This window comes from Natronococcus sp. A-GB1 (genome assembly GCF_029688845.1).
Classification (GTDB): Archaea; Halobacteriota; Halobacteria; order Halobacteriales; family Natrialbaceae; genus Natronococcus.
Map to the genome: position 1 here is coordinate 70,701 of NZ_JARUKW010000006.1, position 18,656 is coordinate 89,356.

Genomic DNA, 18,656 nt, shown 5'->3' on the forward strand with positions numbered 1-18,656 from the left:
CTGGCGGGTATGGAACTGCGGGTCACCGAGAGCAGCGAGACCGAACTCTCGATCGAGATCGCCGGCGAGGACCATACGTTCATGAACGTGCTGAAGGGGACGCTCCTCGAGCGCGAGGACATCGCCGCGGCGACCTACGACGTCAACCCCGAACAGTCGGGCGGCCAGACCGAGCCGATCCTGACGATCAAGACCGAAGGCGGCGTCGACCCCCTCGAGGCGCTCGAGGCGGCCGCGGCCGACGTCCGCGAGAAGACGACGGCGTTTCGCGACGCGTTCGAAGCGGCCGCGTAGACCGGCTTTCGACTGTTCTTCTCGGTACCGTTTCCGAACGGAGCCACGCGTTCGATCAGCAGGCTGCGTAGACGACGTGGACCGTCCCGTCGACGACGTGGAGGTCGAGCCCCTCGCCGGGCGGCCCGGCCAGGATCGCGTCGCCGTCGTCCGTTCCCGCTAGCGCAGCCGCGACGTCGTCGGCGAGGGCGGCCTCGTCGTCGTAGTCGTCGACCGTGGACTCGAGTGTGAACTGGACGCCGACGAACTCCGCCTCGCAGTCGACCCCGAACTCCCCGGGATCGGCGGGACTCGGCTCCGCGTCGTCGTACTCGCTCGCGACGAACGCCCGATTCTGGTACTCCGCGAACGCCGCGAGGTCGTCGTCGTACGCGCTCGAGCCGTCGGCTCGTTCGGCCTCGAGTCGCTCGTGAACGGTGAGTTCGGTCTCCTCGAGGTCGATCCCGGCTGCCTCGGTCCCCTCGCCGGGGGCATCGGGCGGCGATGGCGAGCCGATCCCCGGCAGCACCGACGGCGAGATGATCCCCGTCGCAAAGAGCAGGACGACGACGCCGATCACGGCGAACACCGGCAGGTAGGGTTTCGCCACGTCGACCCAGCCCGGGACCTCAAGGTCCCGGTCGACGTCATCGTAGCGCTGCTCGACCTTCTCCAGGTCGTGGCCGTTACAGCGCGAACACGGCGGATTGTTCTTGACGTGGTCCCGACCACAGTTCTGACAGCGCCAGACGTACGTCGTCCCGGTGTCGACGGTATCCGTCCGCGGCTCTGCCTCGTCCTCTCGGACGACCGCCTTCTCGAAGCTGTTGTGTCCGCACTCGCGACACGGGGGGTCGTTCTCGTCGTGTGGTTCCCCACACCAGGTACACCGCCACTTCACTGGTAGAAGGGCACGACCGCGACGAGATAAGCGTACTGGATCGCGAGGTCTTCGCCCGGGACCGCCATCGCATCCGTGTGCTCGCAGCGCGGGAACAGCCTTTCGGCGCTCGCCGCCGTCCTCGGCGTATGCAACCGGAAGAACGGGCGTTCCTCGAGCGCGCCCGCGTCGGACGGCTGGCGACGGTCGACGACGGGGGCCGACCCCACGCCGTCCCGATCTGTTACGCCCTCCCCGACGGATCGCGGCTCGTCTCCGCGGTCGACGAGAAGCCGAAGTCGACCCGAGAGCTCCGTCGCGTTCGAAACGTCAGGTCGAACCCGCGGGTCGCGGTGGTCGTCGACCGGTACGTCGAGGACTGGGCGCGGCTCGCGTGGGTGCAGGTCCGGGGCCGAGCGACGGTCCTCGAGTCGGACGCGGCGGACTACGACGCTGCCGTTTCCGCACTCGAGACGAAGTACGATCAGTACGCCGACCACGACCTCTCCGGACGACCCGTCCTCGAGATAGAGATCGGTTCGACGGTCTCGTGGGGGAGCCTCGACGGGGTTCCGTAGCTACTCGAGTCGGACCGGAACGCCGCGCTCGTCCAGGTACGCCTTCGTGTCCTCGATCGAGTACTCGTCGAAGTGAAAGATCGAGGCCGCCAGCCCCGCGTCGGCGTCGGCCTCGGTGAACACCTCGTACATGTCCTCGGGGCTGCCACAGCCCGAAGAGGCGATGACAGGGGTGTCGACGGTGTCACAGACGGCCTTCGTCAGCGGTACGTCGTAGCCATTCTTGGTGCCGTCCTTGTCGATCGAGTTGACGAACAGCTCGCCGGCACCCCGCTCTTCGGCCTCGGCGGCCCACTCGAGGACGTCGATCCCGGTTCCCTCGCGGCCGCCCTTCTTGGTACACTCGAACCAGCAGGACTCGCCGTCCACCTCGACGTAGTGTTCGCCGTCCTCGTCGAACCGACGACGGGCGTCGACGCTGATGACGATACACTGGCTGCCGAAGGCGCGGGCGCCCTCGGTGATGAGTTCCGGTCGCTCGAGGGCGCCGGTGGTGATCGAGACCTTGTCGGCTCCCGCCCGCAGCGTCTCCTTGATGTCGTCGGTCGTGCGGATCCCCCCACCGACGGTCAGGGGAATGAACACTTCGTCGGCGACGTCGTTGACGACGTCGAGCATCGTCTCGCGGCCCTCGGCCGACGCCGTGATGTCCAGAAAGACGAACTCGTCGGCGCCGGACTCGTTGTACGCCTTGGCCATCTCGACGGGGTCGCCGGTGTACTCGAGGTCCTCGAAGTGGACGCCGGTGTACACCGCCGGGTTCCCGTCCTCGTCGAGGTCGACGTCGATACACGGGATGACGCGTTTCGTCAGGGTCATTCGTTGTGCGAGGGTTGGCACCCCGGGTAGTAAAGCCGTCTGGATCGGGCAGTCACCGCTCCTCGTCGACGCGTGTAGGTGTCTTTAAGAAGCCGACTCGAGTAGACGCGAGTATGGCAGACGACAGCGAGACAGATCCGGCGGTCGATCACGACTCGGGAGCCGACGTCGGCCACGACCTCGAGGCCGAGCGAACTACTGCACCGATGGGTGAGTACACCGCACGCGACGTCGGTATCGGCTTCGTCGTCGCACTGGTTGGCCTTCTGGTGACGTTCGGGATTCCCCTGCTCGCGATCTAGAAGACGTACTCGTCGTCGTGGCCCATCATCCCGTCGTCCTCGAGGCCACTGCCCATACCCTCGTCTTCGTCTTCCATCGGACCGCTCGTCTTGTACGCCTTGATTCCCGTCGACAGGAGGTCCTCGATCGCTTCCTCTCGGTTGACGAACTCTCCCCGCTCGACCATCTGTGCGATCTGCATCTCGAGATGTTCGGGGATGGTGATCTCTACTTTCGGCATCTGATTCGGCTTTCGGCGAGGGGGTATTTAGCTCTGGCGGGGAATCTACGCCGACGTGAAAGAAAAGATCTCTCGGGTGCAACTATTGTTTCCGGTCCCGTGACGTCGAGAGGCGGTTCGCGGCGCCCGCTATCGGTTTCGTCGACGAACCGCCCGCAGTGGTGACAGTTACTTGTTACCCATCATCGAGTCGATGGCGCTCTTGAGTGTCGTTCCGGGTCGAGTGATCGTATCCATCTGCTGGCGCATCTTTCGCTGGTTGAAGTAGCTCGCGAACGCGAGGATGGTGGGCGGCCAGAGGCCAACGAAGATCCCTCTCTCTCGGTCGCCGCGCATGAAGAAGTAGTACCACGAGAGGCCCACCGAGGCGACGGCCGCCATGAACGCGGGTCCCATCGCTTGTTTGCCGACTTCCTCGGTTGCACGCCCGGAGACATCCCGTTCCGTTAGCTGTTGTTTGCCTTCCATACACTGCTTCGGTCGACGAGGCCGTACTAAGGGGTGGCGAGGGTTTCGAGACGTACCTTCGGATTACCGAACGGTTTCGATCGTTTCGAACGGTTCCGGCGTCCCCTGCGTCCGTCGAATCGATCGTTTCCGTCGCGATAGGAACCACCCCCGACCAAACCGTCGCCACCCTCGATCCGGACGATCCGGCAACCGCCCGCAACGTCAGACCTACGTGACCGCAACTCGAGGATCGAACATGGACGACGTAACCGACGTCACGGAGCTCTACCTCGAGTTCGGCGACGAACGCCTCCCGCCTGGCCAGCGCGAGACGACGGCGTTTCCGGTGCTCTCGAAGAGCGGGACACCGAAGTTCGACCCCGAGACGTGGGAGTTCACCGTCACGGGGGCCGTCGAGGAGGAACTCGCCCTCTCCTGGGAGGAGTTCCGCGAGCTGCCGACCGTGACCCAGCGTCAGGACTTTCACTGCGTTACCGGCTGGAGCAAGTTCGACTGCGAGTTCACGGGCGTTCCCTTCACCGAACTCGCCGAACGCGCCGGAGTGCGAGACGACGCCGTTCACGTCATGTTCTCGGCGCTGGACGACTACACGACCGACCTCCCGCTCGAGGACTGCATGCGCGAGGAGGTGTTGCTGACATGGGCGTACGACGGGGAGGAGCTGCCGGCCGACCACGGCGGCCCGCTCCGGGTCGTCACCCCCCACAAGTACGCCTACAAGGGCGCCAAGTGGGTCGACGGGATCGAGTTCCTCACCGATCCAGAGCCGGGTTACTGGGAGCGACGCGGCTACTCGGAGACAGCCGATCCCTGGAGCGAGGAACGATACAGCTAGGCTCATTCCTGGTGAATAGTTAGGCTGAAGGCGGGCCAGTCCTGACGTTCCCTCGATGGACCGAACGTTGGGCGGGCGACAACCGACCGGCGACTCGAGGCCCGCAGACGGGAGCGACGACACCGGGCTGGCGAGTCGGAGTCGCGAACTCGAGGACGTTTCCTTCGGTGCGATCAGCGAGGCCGACGGCACCTGTCGCGTCCAGTGGGCGACCCCGGAGGGGCTCGAGGTCGTCGGACGCGGCGTCGCGGCTCGGCTTACGGCCCGCGGCCCCGAACGGTTCGAGAGGATCCGCGAGCGGGCCGCCTCGGTCTTCGGAGGACTGGATCACACCGGTCCGGACGCCGCCCGCCCGCGCGCCTTCGGGGGCTTTTCGTTTCACGACGGCCACGAGCCGGTCGCTCCCTGGACGGGGTTCGAGGCCGCCTCGTTCGTCGTCCCCGAAGTACTGGTGAGTCGGAGCGACGAGGGGACGTGGCTCACCGCGGTTGGCGCCGACGCCATGGAAGCGACACACCGACTCGAGGAGTGGCACGACGGTCTGCTCGAGCTACCGGCGATGCGTCCGAGCGGCACGGGTCCCGGCGTCGCCTCGACCCGGCGGACCACACCCCTCGAGAGCTGGCGAGAACAGGTCGAGCAGGCGCTCGATCGGATCGAGGACGGCAAGCTCACGAAGGTCGTCCTCGCGCAGGCGCTATCGGTCAACCTCGAGGGGCCGATCGACGTCCCCGCGACCGTCGAACGGCTACGCCGGCAGTATCCGAACTGCTACCGGTTTCTCGTCGGCAACACGACTGGCGGCACGTTCTTTGGCGCCCCGCCGGAGCGGCTGGTGTCGAAACGCGGTGACCGGGTCGAGACCGAGGCGCTCGCGGGCTCGGTGCCCCGCGGCGAGACTCCCGAGGAGGACGACGAACACGCCGAGCGGATGCTCGACAACGAGAAGTTCCGGCGCGAGCACGGACTCGTCGTCGAGTCGATCCGCGACCAGCTCGCCCCCCTCGCGAGCGAGCTCACGGTCGACGACCGGACGATCCGCCGCCTGGCGACGATCCAGCACCTGCAGACCCCGATCGAGGCGACCCTCGAGGCCGAACACCACGTCCTCGAGCTCGTCGAGGCGTTGCATCCGACGCCAGCTGTCGGTGGCGTCCCCCCCGAGACGGCTCTCGAGACGATCCGCGAGACCGAATCGTTCGACCGGGGCTGGTACGCCGCTCCGATCGGCTGGTTCGACGCCGACGGCGACGGCGAGTTCGCAGTTGGCCTCCGGTCGGGCGTGGCGACCGACGAGACCGTGACGCTGTTCGCGGGCAACGGGATCGTCGCCGACAGTGATCCCGACGAGGAGTGGGAGGAAGTACAGCTGAAGTTCCGTCCCATCCTCGACGAGCTGCGATGAGTGCGCCCAACCGCGCGACGCTGTGGGGTCGGACGCTCGTCGACGAGCTCGCGAAGGGCGGGCTCGAGGCGGTCTGCATTTCGCCAGGGAGCCGATCGACGCCCCTGACCGTCGCCTTCGCCGAGAGCGATATCGAGGTCTTCTCGCACCTCGACGAGCGCTCGGGGGCTTACTTCGCACTCGGTCGGGCCCGACGCACGGGCGAGCCGACGGCGCTGGTCTGTACCTCCGGCACCGCAGCCGCAAACTTCCATCCCGCGGTCATCGAGGCCGATCAGGCTCGAGTCCCGCTGCTCGTGCTGACCGCCGACCGGCCCCACGAGCTTCGCGACAGCGGCGCGAACCAGACGATCGACCAGGTCAAGCTGTACGGCGACGCCGTCCGCTGGTACGCCGAACTCCCCGACCCCGAGGCCGACGAGCGGAAGGTCCGGAATCTGCGGACGACCGCAGCCCGCGCGCTCTCGGAGACGGTCGGGACCCCCGCGGGACCGGTCCACCTCAACTGCCCGTTCCGGAAACCCCTCGAGCCGACCGAGACCGAGGAGATCCCCGACTCGTTCGCCGAGACGCTCGCCGGACGGGGACGGGAGAGCGCGTTCGTCGAGGCCCATACCGGGCGGCCGACCCTCGAGCCCTCGAGCGACGCGGTCGGCGCCCTCGCGGAGGCGCTCGCGACGGCCGACCGCCCACTGATCGTGGCGGGCCCCGCCGATCCCGTCGACCTCGTCGAGCTCGAGCCCGCGACGGTTCTCGCAGTCGCCGACCGCGTCGGCGCCCCCGTACTTGCGGACCCGCTCTCGGGGCTGCGGTTCGGTGAGGGTGTCGCCGACGGACTGGTCTACGGCGGCTACGACGCCTATGCCCACGTCCTCCCGGAGCCCGACGTCGTCGTCCGGTTCGGTGCCTCGCCGACCTCGAAGTCCCTTCGGGGAGCCCTCGAGACGGCCGACGCCGACCAGTACCTGCTCGACCCCGCCGGGGAGTGGCGCGAGGCGACGTTTACCGCGACCGACCTGCTGGCTGCGACGCCGGAGTCGGTGTTCGAAAGCGTCCGCGAACGCCTCGAGGAGTCCGGCGAGGACGTCTCCGTCGGTGCCGACGACGAGTGGCTCGAGCGGTTCGATCGGGCCGAACGCGCCCACTGGGAGGTTCTCAAGCGTGCCCTCGAGGCCGACGCGCTCGAGCGCGACCCCTTCGAGGGGGGCGTCTTCGCGACCGTGTTCGCCGAGGCGCCCGATCCTGCGACGATAGCCGTCGCCAACAGCATGCCGATTCGGGATGCAGACCGGTTCGCTCGGCCTCGAGCGGCCGATCTCACCGTGCTCGGAAACCGCGGCGCCAGCGGCATCGACGGCACCGCGAGCACGGCCCTCGGTGCCGGCAGCGCGACCGACGACCCGCTCGTGCTCGTCACCGGCGACCTCTCCTTCTATCACGACTCGAACGGTCTGCTGGCGGTCGGTCGCTGCGGCGTCGACGCGACGATCGTCCTGCTGGACAACGACGGCGGCGGGATCTTCCACAAGCTGCCGATCGCCGACTTCGAGCCCCCCTTTACGGAGCAGTTCGAGACGCCTCACGGCCTCGAGTTCGAGCCCCTCGCGGAGCTGTACGGCCTCGAGTTCGAGCGCGTCGCACCCGTCGACTTCGCGACGGCGTACCGACGGTCGCTCGAGCGTGCGGGGACGCAGGTGCTCGCCCTCGAGTTCGACTCCGGGGCGAACCACCGGCGCCGCGAGGAGCTAGAGACGCGACTCGAGGCCGCGCTCACGACCGACTGAGTCTCGACGTGTGGTCGAACCGGATCGAGTACACCGTATTCCGGTGTACCGACTCCAGTCGATCGGCTCCGAACGCTGACGATCGAATTCAACCGTCGGTTTTGCTTCAGGGCGGGATAGGGCCGGACAACTGTAGCTGCTCGAGCGGTCTCGACGGCGGATTTTCTTCCCGATCGGGAGGTCGTAGTTTCCGAAACGGTTTTGCGTACGAGTAGTGAGTGTCCGGATGGCAGAAAAGTCATGTCACGAGATGACAACCCACGGCGAGCGGAGGGACAGACGGGCAAACGGGCGACCTCCTCGAGGCTTCGGCGTCGGGCCTTCCTCTCGAGTGCGGGGGTCGCTGCGGGGGCGCTAGCGTTTGGAACGCCGACGGTCGCGGCCGACGACTACCAGCCGGTCACCGACGTCCCCGGGTTCAGTTGCGATCAGCCGCAGTTCACCTGTGGACGGGAGGTCACCGCCGCAGACGGGATGGTCTCGACGGTCGATCCGATCGCCTCGGGGGTCGCAGCGCAGATCCTTCGGGAGGGCGGGAACGCGATCGACGCAGCCGTCGCGATCCAGTACGTGCTGACGGTGACCCAGCCCCACGGGTCGGGGATCGGCGGCGGCGGGTTCATGGTCGTTTACGACGCCGACTCGGATACGGTCGAGTGCGTGAACAGCCGGGAGCGCGCCTCCCAAACCGCGTCGCCGGAGCTGTACCACTACGACGGCGAGTACGATCAAGACATCGAAACCGGCGAGGCGATGGGGACGCCGGGGACGGTCAAGGGCCTCGAGACGGCCCGCGAACGGTACGGGAGCTGCTCGCGCCGGCGGCTGATCGACCCGGCGATCCGCCTCGCACGCGACGGGTTCACCGTCGACTGGTTCCTCGCCGAGGAGATCGCCGAAAACACCGACAAGTTCAACGACGCGGCCATCGAGACCTACAGCGACGACCAGGGGAACCTCTACGAGGAGGGCGACACGATGACCAACCCGGACCTCGCGGACACCCTCGAGTGCATCCAACGACGAGGGGCCGACGGCTTCTACGAGGGCCCGGTCGCGGCGGACATCGCCGCGACGATCCGGGAGTACGCTCGCGACCCCGACCAGGTCGTCGACGAGGACGACCTCTCGAGGTACGACGTCACGATCGACGACCCGGTCCGCAAGGAGTGGCGCGACGTCGAACTCGTTGGCCAGCCGATGCCGAGTTCGGGGCCGACGGTCGTCGCGATGGTTCTGCGGATGCTCGAGTTCCTCGAGGTCGAGGAGTACGACATCCGCTCGGCGGAGAAGTACCACCTGATCGCCGAGTCGATCTACTCCGCCTGGGCCGATCGGATGGAGTACATGGGCGACGACGAGTTCGTCGACGTCCCCGTCGACGCCCTGCTCGACGACGACTACCTCCAGTCGCGGGCCGACCCCATCGAGTTCGGGGAGACGGTCTTCCCCGACGACGACGAGATGGGGCCGGGCCAGCCCGGGGAGACGACCCACTTCTCGGTCATCGACAAGTGGGGCAACGCCGTCTCCTACACCTCCACGATCGAGCAGTTCATGGGCTCGGGCAAGATGGTTCCCGGCCGCGGGTTCCTGCTCAACAACGAGCTTACCGACTTCGACGACGAGCCGGGCGGCCCGAACGAGCCCGACGCCTGGAAGCGCCCGCTGAGCAGTATGAGTCCGATGATCGTGATGCGGGACGGGAAACCGGAGTTTACGGCCGGCTCGCCGGGCGGCTGGGCGATCGTCAGCGCGACGTTCCAGTCGATCCTCCACCGCTACGACTACGGGCTGAGCCCGCTCGAGTCGATCACCGAGCCGTCGATCTACACCCATCACTTCGGGGGTATCGAGTGGGACGAAGGGGTCCCGTCCGAGGCCCGAGACACCCTCACCAAGTGGGGCCACGAGGTCGACGACGAGCCGAGCGAGATCGGCAACGTCCAGGTCATCGCCAGCGAGGACGGCGTGCTGACGGGTGCGGCAGACCCGAACCGCGACGGGCAGGCCGTCGGCTTCGACCGTGCTCCCGGGCAAAGAAGCGACGACTGACGGACAGGGCGTCCTCGGTCGTGCACCAGACGAGTTGATTCGGAAATGAATTCGAGCTAGAATCTCCTTCTTTCCGAGTGTGGGACGAGAAGTCCAGTAGCTAGCTTTATTCTGACTGCATGCATTGGTGCATACATGAGCACCTCGATCCGGCTTTCGGAGGAGGCAAAGTCACGATTAGATCGATTCAAACGGGAGGGAGAGAGCTACAACGACGTGATCCTCCGTCTCACATCGGAGGATAAGTGGGCCGGGTTCGGGATCGCGTCGAGCGATTCGGAGCGGTCGAAGGAGGGAATAGAGGAGATCCGAGAGCAGATGCGAAGCCGCATGGATCACCGAGTCGAGGAGAGCGATCGATGACAGTACTCGTCTTCGACAACAACCTCCTCAGTGACTATCTCAACGGCGTCGACGACGCGAGATCGTTCCTCGAAGAACACGAACGAGATCCGTGGGGTGTGCCGTCTATCGTTCTCTTCGAAGCCCTCATGGGGAGTCTGTACGGCTATATCGACGCGCCTCCGGAAGAAATCATCCACTCCGTAACGACATCTATGGAGATCCTCGAGACCACCCGGGAAACAGCAACCGAAGGCTACGAGCTGCAGCAAGCGCTCCAGAAACGAGGCGCACCCGTGGATCAACTCGATGCGTTGATCGCGGCGTCTGCCCGAGAGCACGGCGGACGATTTGCAACGGCTGAAAAGCAGTTCTGGACGGACGACGTCCGAGCCGTACTGGACGTCGAGGAGTACGATCCGTACTGACGGAGGGTGACTGGCCCGAGTACGCTCTCGACCGGCGACGCGAACCTATTTGACGCGACGGCGACCACACTCGAGCGATGGTTTCGGAACTCTTCGACGAGGCGCGCTGGGAGCCGATCGAGGACGTCGATCGGGACTTTCGCGACATCACGTACCACCGGGCGGTCGACTCGGGAACGGTCCGGATCGCCTTCGATCGGCCTGACGTTCGCAACGCCTTCCGGCCGGGCACGGTCGACGAGCTGTACGACGCACTCGAGCACGCGAAACGCCAGACGGACGTCGGCTGCATCCTGTTGACGGGGAACGGCCCCTCGCCGAAGGACGGCGGCTGGGCGTTCTGTTCGGGCGGGGACCAGACGATTCGCGGGGAGGACGGCTACCAGTACGAGGGTGACGAAGAACGAGCCTCCGAGCAGGGTCGCTTGCACATCCTCGAGGTCCAGCGGCTGATCCGCCACATCCCGAAGGTCGTGGTCTGCGTCGTCCCCGGCTGGGCCGTCGGCGGCGGGCACTCGCTGCACGTCGTCTGCGACCTCACGCTCGCGAGCGAGGAACACGCGAAATTTCTCCAGACCGACCCCGACGTCGCGAGCTACGACGCCGGCTTCGGCTCCGCGTATCTCGCCAAACAGATCGGCCAGAAGAAGGCTCGCGAGGTCTTCTTCCTCGGAAAAACGTACTCGGCCGAGGAGGCCGCAGAGATGGGAATGGTCAACGAAGCCGTTCCCCACGACGAGCTCGAGGAGACCGCCCTCGAGTGGGGCGACCGTATCAACTCGAAGAGCCCGACGGCGATGCGGATGCTCAAGTACGCGTTCAACATGACCGACGATGGGATGGTCGGCCAGCAGGTGTTCGCGGGCGAGGCTACCCGACTGGGTTACATGACCGACGAGGCGGCGGAGGGCCGGGACGCCTTCGTCGAGGGCCGCGAGCCCGACTTCGACGACTACCCCTGGCACTACTGAGGAAAGATTGCCGCTATCGGCAACGATCGTCTCCATACCGTCGCCGACGGCGGTCGAAACCGACGGCGTGAGAAACCCATATGGCGCCTACGCCCCGACACTGGGGTAGTGTCCCTCCCCGATCGATCCGCGCTCTCCCGCCGTGAGTACGTTCGCGCGCTGGTCGCTACCGGCGGAGCGACGGCGCTGAGCGCCTGTCTCGAGCTGTCGGACAGCGAGAACGAGGACGAAGATCAGGTTCCCGCGGGCGTCGACGACCCGTCGTCGCTGCCCGAACGCCAGCACGCCTGGGACGGGTCCCTCCCGGCAGACGGGGACGAGAACGTTCGCCCGGCTGCACACCACGTCCTCGTCGCGCTGTCGCTGAACGACGGCGTCGAGAACGGAGGCGGTATCGATCCCGACGTCCGGGAGACCGTCGAGAACGCCCTCCAAACGCTCGAGCGGGCCTACGAGCGGAGCAACGACGGCCTGTTGTTCACGATGGGGTACACGCCGTCGTACTTCGATCGGCTCGAGGAGCCGCTGCCGGAGTCGGTCGATCTCCCCGAACCCGAGCCGCTCCGCGAGGGTGAGACGCCCGCGCTCGACGAGTTCGACGCTCTCCTGCACCTCGCGAGCGATCGGCCCGAGGTCGTCCTCGAGGCCGAGGAGGGGCTGTTCGGCGAGCGGGAGTCGGTCAACGGGGTCGAACCCGAGGCGGAGCTCTCGGGAGTTTTCGACCGCGAGGACGACCGCCGTCGGACGGGGTTCGTCGGCGACGGGCTGCCGGCCGAACGGACCGACATCCCCGGCGTTCCGGAAACCGTCCCCGGGGATGCACCCTTCTTCATGGGGTTTCGCTCCGGGTTCGCCGACAGTCAGGCGAGCGAGGACCGCGTGACGATCGAGTCGGGGCCGTTCGCGGGTGGGACGACCCAGCAGGTGTCCTCGATGGAGATCAACCTCGAGCAGTGGTTCGACCAGGAGAACCACTACCAGCGCGTCTCGAAGCTGTTCAGCCCCAAACACGCCGACGAGGAGGCCGTCGGCGAGGTCGGGGAGGAACTCGGCGCAACGAACGGGCTGACGGACGAACGCATCGCGGCGACCGAGGACGACGCCCGAGGGCGGGGCGTCGTCGGCCACGCTCAGAAGGCCGCGCGGGCTCGAGAGGACGGCGAGCCCCCGCTCCTGCGACGGGACTTCAACACCGTCGACGGCGACCGACCCGGCCTCCACTTCCTCTCGCTGCAGCGGGAGATCGCCGACTTCGTCCGGGTTCGCGAGGCGATGAACGGGACGGATCTGGACGTCGCGACGGCGAACAACGGCATCCTACACTACCTCTTCGTCGACCGGCGGGGGAACTATCTCGTCCCGCCGCGATCGCTGCGAGCGCTCCCGCCGGCCGATCCGGGCGATGATAGCTGATCACGGTGCGAACGATACATGAAACAGGAACGATACGACACGCGACGGACGATCGACCGCCGGACGCTCGTCCGGCGAACTGGCGCGCTCGCCGGAGCGGTCGCGCTTGCCGGCTGTACCGGAACCGACGGAGACGGAACGGACGACGAGAACGGAGCCGACGACGGGAACGAGGACGACGACGTCGAGGCCGTCCCCGAGATCGTCGAGGTCGAGGACCCGCCCGAGGCGGTCTACGTGCCGACCCACCGCGAGCAGATGCGAACGCTCGAGCCGATCGAGGACGGCGACGTCGCGATCGCGCCGATGCTGTCGTACCCCCATCCGTTCTGGATCGTCGCCGGCGGCGGCGAGGACTCGGTCGAGCGCGTCGACCCGGAGGAGGGCCACGGCGTCCATATGATGTTCACCGCCTGGGACCGGGAGACGGGGACGGTCCTCCCGGTCGACGACGGGGCGGAGCTCCGGGTGTTCCAGGACGGCGAGCAGGTCGGCTCGCCGCTGTCGCCCTGGACGATGCTCTCCCAGGAGATGGGCTTTCACTTCGGCGACAACGTCTCCTTGCCCGGCAACGGTAGCTACACCGTCGAGGTCGAGATGCCGGCGCTCTCGACCCGAAAGACGGGTGGGCTCGAGGACCGACTGACCGAGGCTGCGAGCGCCAGCTTCGAGTTCGAGTACGACGAGGCGTTCCGCGAGGAGGTCGTCGACGGGGTCGAGTATCTGGACGAGGAGCTGTGGGGCGAACGGGGCGCACTCGAGCCGATGGATCACGGAGAGCACGACCATCACGGCGAGGCTGACGATCACGGTCACGAAGACCACAGCCACGACGACCACGGCGACGGGGGCGACCACGACGACCACGAACACGGCGACGAGAACGAGCACGCCCACCACGAGATCCCCTACTCCCAGCTCCCGCCGGCCGAGGAGTACCCCGGAACGCTGCTCCGCGAGGACGGCGCCGACGGGACCGAACCGCCGGACGACGCCGATCTCCCCCGAAGCGGGGACGCGGCGATCGTCGCGACGCTGCTCGAGTCAGAGTCGCGGCTCGCGGGCGACGAGCGGTACCTGCTGGTCTCCCCGCGGACGCCGTACAACCGGGTGCCACTGGCGGACGCAACGCTGGCCGCAACGGTCGAGCGCGATGACGGGTCCGGCACCGACACCGTCCTCGAACAGACCCTCGACGGCGAGTACGGACTTCACTACGGAGCCGAGGTCGCAGCCGAACCGGGCGACGACGTGACGGTGTCGTTCGAGGCGCCACCGCAGGTCGCCCGCCATCAGGGGTACGAGACCGCCTTCCTCGAGATGGAGCCCCTCGAGCTGACGGTGCCGGAGGAGACGGAATGAACCCCGATCGGACGCGACGGGCGTTCGCGATCGTACTGGCCGCGCTCCTCGCCGTCGGCGTCCTCCTCCCGGCGACGGCGCTGGCCGGCGACAACGCGACGAGTTTCTACTTCGACGACGACGAGATCGCGGCCGAGCCGGGCGAGACGGTCGAACTGGAGCTGATCGCCAGCGATCACGGCGACCTCCACGGCAACGGGATCGACGAGCTCGAGGCGACCCTCGCATACGAGAGCGACCTCTTCGAGGTCGTCGACGTCGAACACGGTTCGATGCTCGCCGCGGGCGACTCCGACGCCGAGGTCGAGGGCTCGAGCAGCGTCGACGAGGGGACGGGGACGGTGACGATCGAACAGGAGCGAACGCCATCCGGCGACGGCGCGACCGCGTCCGACGTCGCGGCGACGATCACCCTCGCGGTCGCCGAGGACGCGGAAGCGACGAGCGAGACGATCGAGATCGCCGACGCGTCGACGACGCTGGTCACGGACTACCCGCAGGCGTCGTTCGAGTACGACGCAACCATCCACGTCGCCGGCGGTGACGGAGACGTGGCGGACGACGAGGCTGACGACGCCGAGACCGACGGCGTGACCCTCGCCGACGACGTCGAGGAATCGAACGGCGACGACACGGACGCGGACGATGACAGTACGGTCGACTCGGGCGATACCGCCGGAGCCGACGAGAACGGGACGGCCGACGACGCTGCGGACGACGCGGAGTCGAGCGGCGACGCCGACTCGGTCCCCGGCTTCGCCGTTCCGGCCGCCGTCGCCGGACTCACGCTCACGATCGCGCTCCTCGTCGCTCGCCGCCGAGTCTGAGAGACGATTCTGTGTCGGGAGCAACGGCGGTTCGACCGCGGGCTGAACGTCCGGTCGGCGTCAATGCCAACGTTGACACTTCCTCGAGTCGGAGTAGTCGGACAATGAGTACGGCGGAGTTCGACATCTCGCGGACGAAGGCGTGGGTGATGGCCGCGCGCCCGCAGACGTTGCCCGCGGCGGCGGCGCCGGTCATCGTCGGGGTCGGGATCGCGATCCACGAGGGCGTGTTCGCCCCGCTGCCGGCGCTGATGGCCTTCGTCGGCGCGGCGCTGATCCAGATCGGCACCAACTTCGCGAACGACTACTACGACGCGATCAAGGGGGCCGACACGGAGGACCGAGAGGGGTTCACTCGAGTCACCCAGTCGGGGCTGATCCCGGCCGAACGGGTCAAGCTGGCGACGATCGTTACCTTCGGGCTGGCGATCCTCTCGGGGACCTACCTCGTCTACGTCGGGGGCGTGCCGATCCTCGTGATCGGCCTCGTCAGCGTTCTCTGCGGATGGGCCTACACGGGCGGTCCCTACCCGCTGGGGTATCACGGTCTCGGGGATCTGTTCGTGTTCGTCTTCTTCGGACTGGTCGCGGTGGTCGGTACGTTCTACGTCCAGGCTGCGGCCCAGCTCGAGCCGTTCATTACGACGTTGCCCGAGGGGACCGTGACCCGCGAGGCGATCCTCGCGAGCCTCCCGATCGCGGGACTCTCGACGGCGATCATCGTCGTCAACAACGTCCGCGACAGGGAGACCGACGCCGAGACCGGGAAGCGGACCCTCGCCGTTCGACTGGGGTACCGGTGGAGTCGCCTCGAGTATCTCGCCCTGCTCGGGCTGGCGTATCTCGTCCCGCTGTGGTTCTGGCTCGGCGAGGGGTTCGACCCCGCAGTCCTGGTGCCGCTGGTTACGCTCCCCTACGCCGCAATGATCGGCCGCACCATGCTGACCCGCACCGACGGCGAGGCGCTCAACCCCGCCCTCGAGCAAACCGGAAAGCTGCTCGCGCTGTACGCCGTCCTGTTCGCCGGAGGGCTGGTGCTGGGATGAGCCGATACGATCTCGAGTATCGGTCGTTCTCGCTGTCGCTCGTCGAACCGCTCGAGACCGCCAGCGGCGCGATCGAGTCCCGAGACGGCTTCCTCGTCCGCGTAACCCGCACCGACGACGACGCCGTCGGCTACGGCGAGGCGACCCCGCTGCCGGGGTGGACCGAGTCGCTCGCGGACTGCGAGGCCGCCCTCGAGCGCGCGCAGACGGCGCTCGATTCCGACGAGGACGACGTCCTCGAGGCCGTTGACGAGGCCGTGGCCGCCCGGTACGGCGTCTCGCTCGCGCTGGCCGACCTCGAGGCCTCGAGCGAGTCGACCCCGCTGTACCGGTACTACAGCCCGGACGCGCTGGTCGCCCGGGTGCCGGTGAACGCGACCGTCGGCGACGGCTCGACCGAGGACACCGTCGCCGCCGCCCGGGACGCCGTCGAGCGCGGCTTCGGCTGCTGTAAGCTCAAAGTCGGTCGCCGGAGCGTCGATGCCGACGTCGAGCGGATGCGGCGGGTGCGGGAGGCCGTCGGTCCGGAGATCGAACTCCGGGCCGACGCGAACGGCGTCTGGGACTACGAGGAGGCGCTCGAGGCGATCGAGGCCTTCGACGATCTCGAGGTCTCGCTCGTCGAACAGCCCCTGCCCGCGGGCGCCCTCGAGGGCCACGCCGACCTCCGGGGGCGGGGCGTCGGGATCGGCCTCGACGAGGGGCTGCTCGAGCACGGCGTCGACGCGATCTGCGAGGCACAGGCCGCCGACGCCGTCGTCCTCAAGCCGATGGCGCTGGGCGGACTCGACGTCGCCCAGCAGGTCGCGACGTGGGTCGACCAGCTCGGCGTGACGCCGCTGGTGACGACGACGATCGACGGCGTCGTCGCCCGGGCCGGCGCCGTCCACCTCGCGGCGTCGCTGCCCGATCCGCCGGCCTGTGGGCTGGCGACCGGCGACCTGCTCGCCGAGGACCTCGGCCGGGATCCCGTCCTGTTCGAGAACGGCGCGGCGGTCGTCCCCCAGGCCAAGGGGCTGGGCGTCGAGGGGGTGTGGACCGAGTGAGTCCCCTCGAGTGGCCCGCCCGGGACCTCGTGAGCCACCGCGTCGCCTCGACGTCCGGACGGACCGCCGTGATCGACGCCGGCGCCGACAAATCGTGGACGTTCCGCGAGCTCGACCGACGGGTCGAGACGGCCGCACGCGAGCTTCAGGAGCTCCTCGAGGTCCCCCGCGAGGACCGTCTCGGACTCCTGCTCGATACCCGGCCCGCGTTCGCGACGCTGTTTTTCGCCGCGATGCGACTCGGCACGACCGTCGTCCCGCTGAACGTCCGTGAGACGACCGCCGAACTGGCCGGGAAGGCCGAACGCACCGGGATCGACGCCATCGTCTGCGAGCACGAGACGGAGGCGGCCGCCCTCGAGCTGGCCGACGCGCTCGAGGACGCTCCGACTCCGGTTCGTTCGGTCGACGAACCGACCTCGGGTCGGGTACGGACGCTGGCGGTCGGCGAGGAGCCGACACACGGCGAGTTCCGCCCTGCCGTCGAACCCGCCAAACTCGAGCCCGACGACGTCCAGCTGATCCTCTTTACTTCCGGCACCTCCGGCGAGCCGAAGGGAGTTCGGCTGACCGTCGGCAACCTCGTCGCCAGCGCGACCGCGTCGGCGTTTCGCCTCGGCGTCGACCGCGAGGACCGGTGGCTGTGCTGTCTCCCGATGTACCACATGGGCGGCCTCGCGCCCGTCGTCCGTTCGGCGCTGTACGGCACGCCCGTCGTGATCCAGCGGGAGTTCGGTCCACGGAGGACGGCGCGAGCCCTCGAGCGCTTCGAGGCCACCGGCGTCTCGCTGGTGCCGACGATGTGTACGCGCCTGCTCGAGGCCGGCTGGGAACCCCCAGAACGGCTGCGGTTCGTCCTGCTGGGTGGTGCACCCGCCTCGAGCGAGTTGCTCGAGCGCTGCCGCGAGGCCGGCGTTCCGGTCCACCCGACCTACGGGATGACCGAGACGGCCTCACAGATCGCCACCGCGACGCCCGCCGAGACCGAAACTCACGAGGGAACCGCGGGCCAGCCCCTGTTGTTCACCGACGTGACCGTCGTCGACGAGTCGGGCGAACCGGTTCCTCGGGGTGAGATTGGCGAGTTCGTCGTCTCCGGGCCCACGGTGACGCCGGGCTACCTCGAGGCCGAGCGGACCGAGGCGGCGTTCGGTGAGCGCGGGCTCCACACCGGCGACGTCGGCTACGCGGACGCCGACGGCCGGCTGTGGGTGCTCAACCGCCGGAGTGACCGGATCGTCACCGGCGGGGAGAACGTCGATCCCGGCGCGGTCGCCGACGTCCTCCGGGGCCACCCCGCGGTCGCGGACGCGGCCGTCGTCGGCCTCGAGGATCCCGAGTGGGGCGAGCGCGTCGCTGCGCTGCTCGCTGCCGAGGCGGGATCCGTCGATCTCGAGTCGGTTCTCGGCCACTGCGACGACCACCTGGCAGGCTTCAAACGGCCGAAGACGATCGCCGTAGCCGAATCGTTACCGCGAACTCACTCGGGGACCGTCGACCGCGAGGTCGTCCGGACGCGGCTGCTCGAGTCGGGGACGGACGTCTCGACGTGGTCGCGCAGGGAGTGAGGCTCAATCGGACGCGAAGTTAAGACCCTC

General features: G+C 67.9%; 20 protein-coding genes. 16 read left to right on the forward strand and 4 right to left on the reverse strand.

Features of this window, described 5'->3' with window-relative positions; genetic code table 11:
• Positions 1–9 precede the first annotated feature (9 nt).
• Positions 10–294 carry a DNA-directed RNA polymerase subunit L gene (locus QA600_RS08590; protein WP_278291535.1) on the forward strand — a complete coding sequence of 95 codons (285 nt, stop codon included), beginning with the start codon at positions 10–12 and terminating at the stop codon, positions 292–294.
• Between the two features lie 55 nt (positions 295–349).
• Here QA600_RS08590 and QA600_RS08595 read toward each other — a convergent pair whose 3' ends face one another.
• Positions 350–1,174, reverse strand: a complete 825-nt coding sequence (locus QA600_RS08595; protein WP_278291536.1) for a hypothetical protein — start codon at positions 1,172–1,174, stop codon at positions 350–352.
• A 128-nt stretch (positions 1,175–1,302) separates the two neighbouring features.
• On the opposite strand from QA600_RS08595, the gene QA600_RS08600 reads away from it, so the two are divergent.
• Entirely contained in the window at positions 1,303–1,731 is a 429-nt protein-coding gene (locus tag QA600_RS08600; protein ID WP_278291537.1) for a TIGR03668 family PPOX class F420-dependent oxidoreductase, read from the forward strand.
• On the opposite strand, the gene hisF is transcribed toward QA600_RS08600, so the two are convergent.
• The gene (gene hisF / locus QA600_RS08605) at positions 1,732–2,550 is read right to left on the reverse strand and encodes an imidazole glycerol phosphate synthase subunit HisF (RefSeq protein ID WP_278291538.1); all 819 of its coding nucleotides are present in this window, start codon (positions 2,548–2,550) and stop codon (positions 1,732–1,734) included.
• Positions 2,551–2,663: 113 nt separating this feature from the next.
• On the opposite strand from hisF, the gene QA600_RS08610 reads away from it, so the two are divergent.
• On the forward strand, positions 2,664–2,852 hold the full coding sequence (locus QA600_RS08610) for a hypothetical protein (protein ID WP_278291539.1): 189 nt from the start codon (positions 2,664–2,666) through the stop codon (positions 2,850–2,852).
• Here the strand turns inward: QA600_RS08610 and QA600_RS08615 are convergent.
• Both QA600_RS08615 and QA600_RS08620 read right to left on the reverse strand, forming a co-directional pair.
• Positions 2,849–3,073, reverse strand: a complete 225-nt coding sequence (locus QA600_RS08615) for a ribbon-helix-helix domain-containing protein (RefSeq protein ID WP_005555281.1) — start codon at positions 3,071–3,073, stop codon at positions 2,849–2,851. The two genes, QA600_RS08610 and QA600_RS08615, sit on opposite strands and share 4 nt — an antisense overlap.
• A 168-nt stretch (positions 3,074–3,241) precedes the next feature.
• Complete coding sequence (locus QA600_RS08620) at positions 3,242–3,541, reverse strand: hypothetical protein (protein ID WP_278291540.1); 300 nt, start codon at positions 3,539–3,541, stop codon at positions 3,242–3,244.
• 238 nt (positions 3,542–3,779) lie between these two features.
• On the opposite strand from QA600_RS08620, the gene QA600_RS08625 reads away from it, so the two are divergent.
• The 13 genes from QA600_RS08625 to QA600_RS08685 all read left to right on the forward strand — a co-directional run bounded on the left by QA600_RS08625 (position 3,780) and on the right by QA600_RS08685 (position 18,626).
• Positions 3,780–4,379 (forward strand): sulfite oxidase-like oxidoreductase, encoded by a 600-nt coding sequence (locus QA600_RS08625; protein WP_278291541.1) that lies wholly within the window; start codon positions 3,780–3,782, stop codon positions 4,377–4,379.
• 55 nt (positions 4,380–4,434) lie between these two features.
• Positions 4,435–5,784: an isochorismate synthase gene (locus tag QA600_RS08630; RefSeq protein ID WP_278291542.1), complete on the forward strand. Its 1,350-nt coding sequence runs from the start codon at positions 4,435–4,437 to the stop codon at positions 5,782–5,784.
• Positions 5,781–7,568 carry a 2-succinyl-5-enolpyruvyl-6-hydroxy-3-cyclohexene-1-carboxylic-acid synthase gene (gene menD / locus QA600_RS08635; RefSeq protein WP_278291543.1) on the forward strand — a complete coding sequence of 596 codons (1,788 nt, stop codon included), beginning with the start codon at positions 5,781–5,783 and terminating at the stop codon, positions 7,566–7,568. Before QA600_RS08630 ends, menD begins: the two co-directional genes overlap by 4 nt.
• A 240-nt stretch (positions 7,569–7,808) precedes the next feature.
• A complete protein-coding gene (gene ggt / locus QA600_RS08640; RefSeq protein ID WP_278291544.1) occupies positions 7,809–9,623 on the forward strand; it encodes a gamma-glutamyltransferase in 1,815 nt (604 codons plus the stop codon).
• 135 nt (positions 9,624–9,758) lie between these two features.
• Entirely contained in the window at positions 9,759–9,986 is a 228-nt protein-coding gene (locus tag QA600_RS08645) for an antitoxin VapB family protein (protein WP_278291545.1), read from the forward strand.
• The gene (locus tag QA600_RS08650; RefSeq protein WP_278291546.1) at positions 9,983–10,393 is read left to right on the forward strand and encodes a PIN domain-containing protein; all 411 of its coding nucleotides are present in this window, start codon (positions 9,983–9,985) and stop codon (positions 10,391–10,393) included. The genes QA600_RS08645 and QA600_RS08650 overlap by 4 nt, the downstream gene beginning before the upstream one ends.
• Before the next feature lie 77 nt (positions 10,394–10,470).
• Positions 10,471–11,364 (forward strand): 1,4-dihydroxy-2-naphthoyl-CoA synthase, encoded by an 894-nt coding sequence (locus QA600_RS08655; RefSeq protein WP_278291547.1) that lies wholly within the window; start codon positions 10,471–10,473, stop codon positions 11,362–11,364.
• A gap of 108 nt (positions 11,365–11,472) precedes the next feature.
• Complete coding sequence (locus QA600_RS08660; protein WP_278291548.1) at positions 11,473–12,777, forward strand: Tat pathway signal protein; 1,305 nt, start codon at positions 11,473–11,475, stop codon at positions 12,775–12,777.
• A gap of 18 nt (positions 12,778–12,795) precedes the next feature.
• Complete coding sequence (locus tag QA600_RS08665) at positions 12,796–14,139, forward strand: hypothetical protein (protein ID WP_278291549.1); 1,344 nt, start codon at positions 12,796–12,798, stop codon at positions 14,137–14,139.
• The gene (locus tag QA600_RS08670) at positions 14,136–14,966 is read left to right on the forward strand and encodes a cohesin domain-containing protein (protein WP_278291550.1); all 831 of its coding nucleotides are present in this window, start codon (positions 14,136–14,138) and stop codon (positions 14,964–14,966) included. Before QA600_RS08665 ends, QA600_RS08670 begins: the two co-directional genes overlap by 4 nt.
• Positions 14,967–15,070: 104 nt before the next feature.
• The gene (locus tag QA600_RS08675) at positions 15,071–16,012 is read left to right on the forward strand and encodes a 1,4-dihydroxy-2-naphthoate polyprenyltransferase (RefSeq protein WP_278291551.1); all 942 of its coding nucleotides are present in this window, start codon (positions 15,071–15,073) and stop codon (positions 16,010–16,012) included.
• Complete coding sequence (locus QA600_RS08680) at positions 16,009–17,058, forward strand: o-succinylbenzoate synthase (RefSeq protein ID WP_278291553.1); 1,050 nt, start codon at positions 16,009–16,011, stop codon at positions 17,056–17,058. Before QA600_RS08675 ends, QA600_RS08680 begins: the two co-directional genes overlap by 4 nt.
• Positions 17,046–18,626: an AMP-binding protein gene (locus QA600_RS08685; RefSeq protein WP_278291554.1), complete on the forward strand. Its 1,581-nt coding sequence runs from the start codon at positions 17,046–17,048 to the stop codon at positions 18,624–18,626. The genes QA600_RS08680 and QA600_RS08685 overlap by 13 nt, the downstream gene beginning before the upstream one ends.
• Positions 18,627–18,656 lie beyond the last annotated feature (30 nt).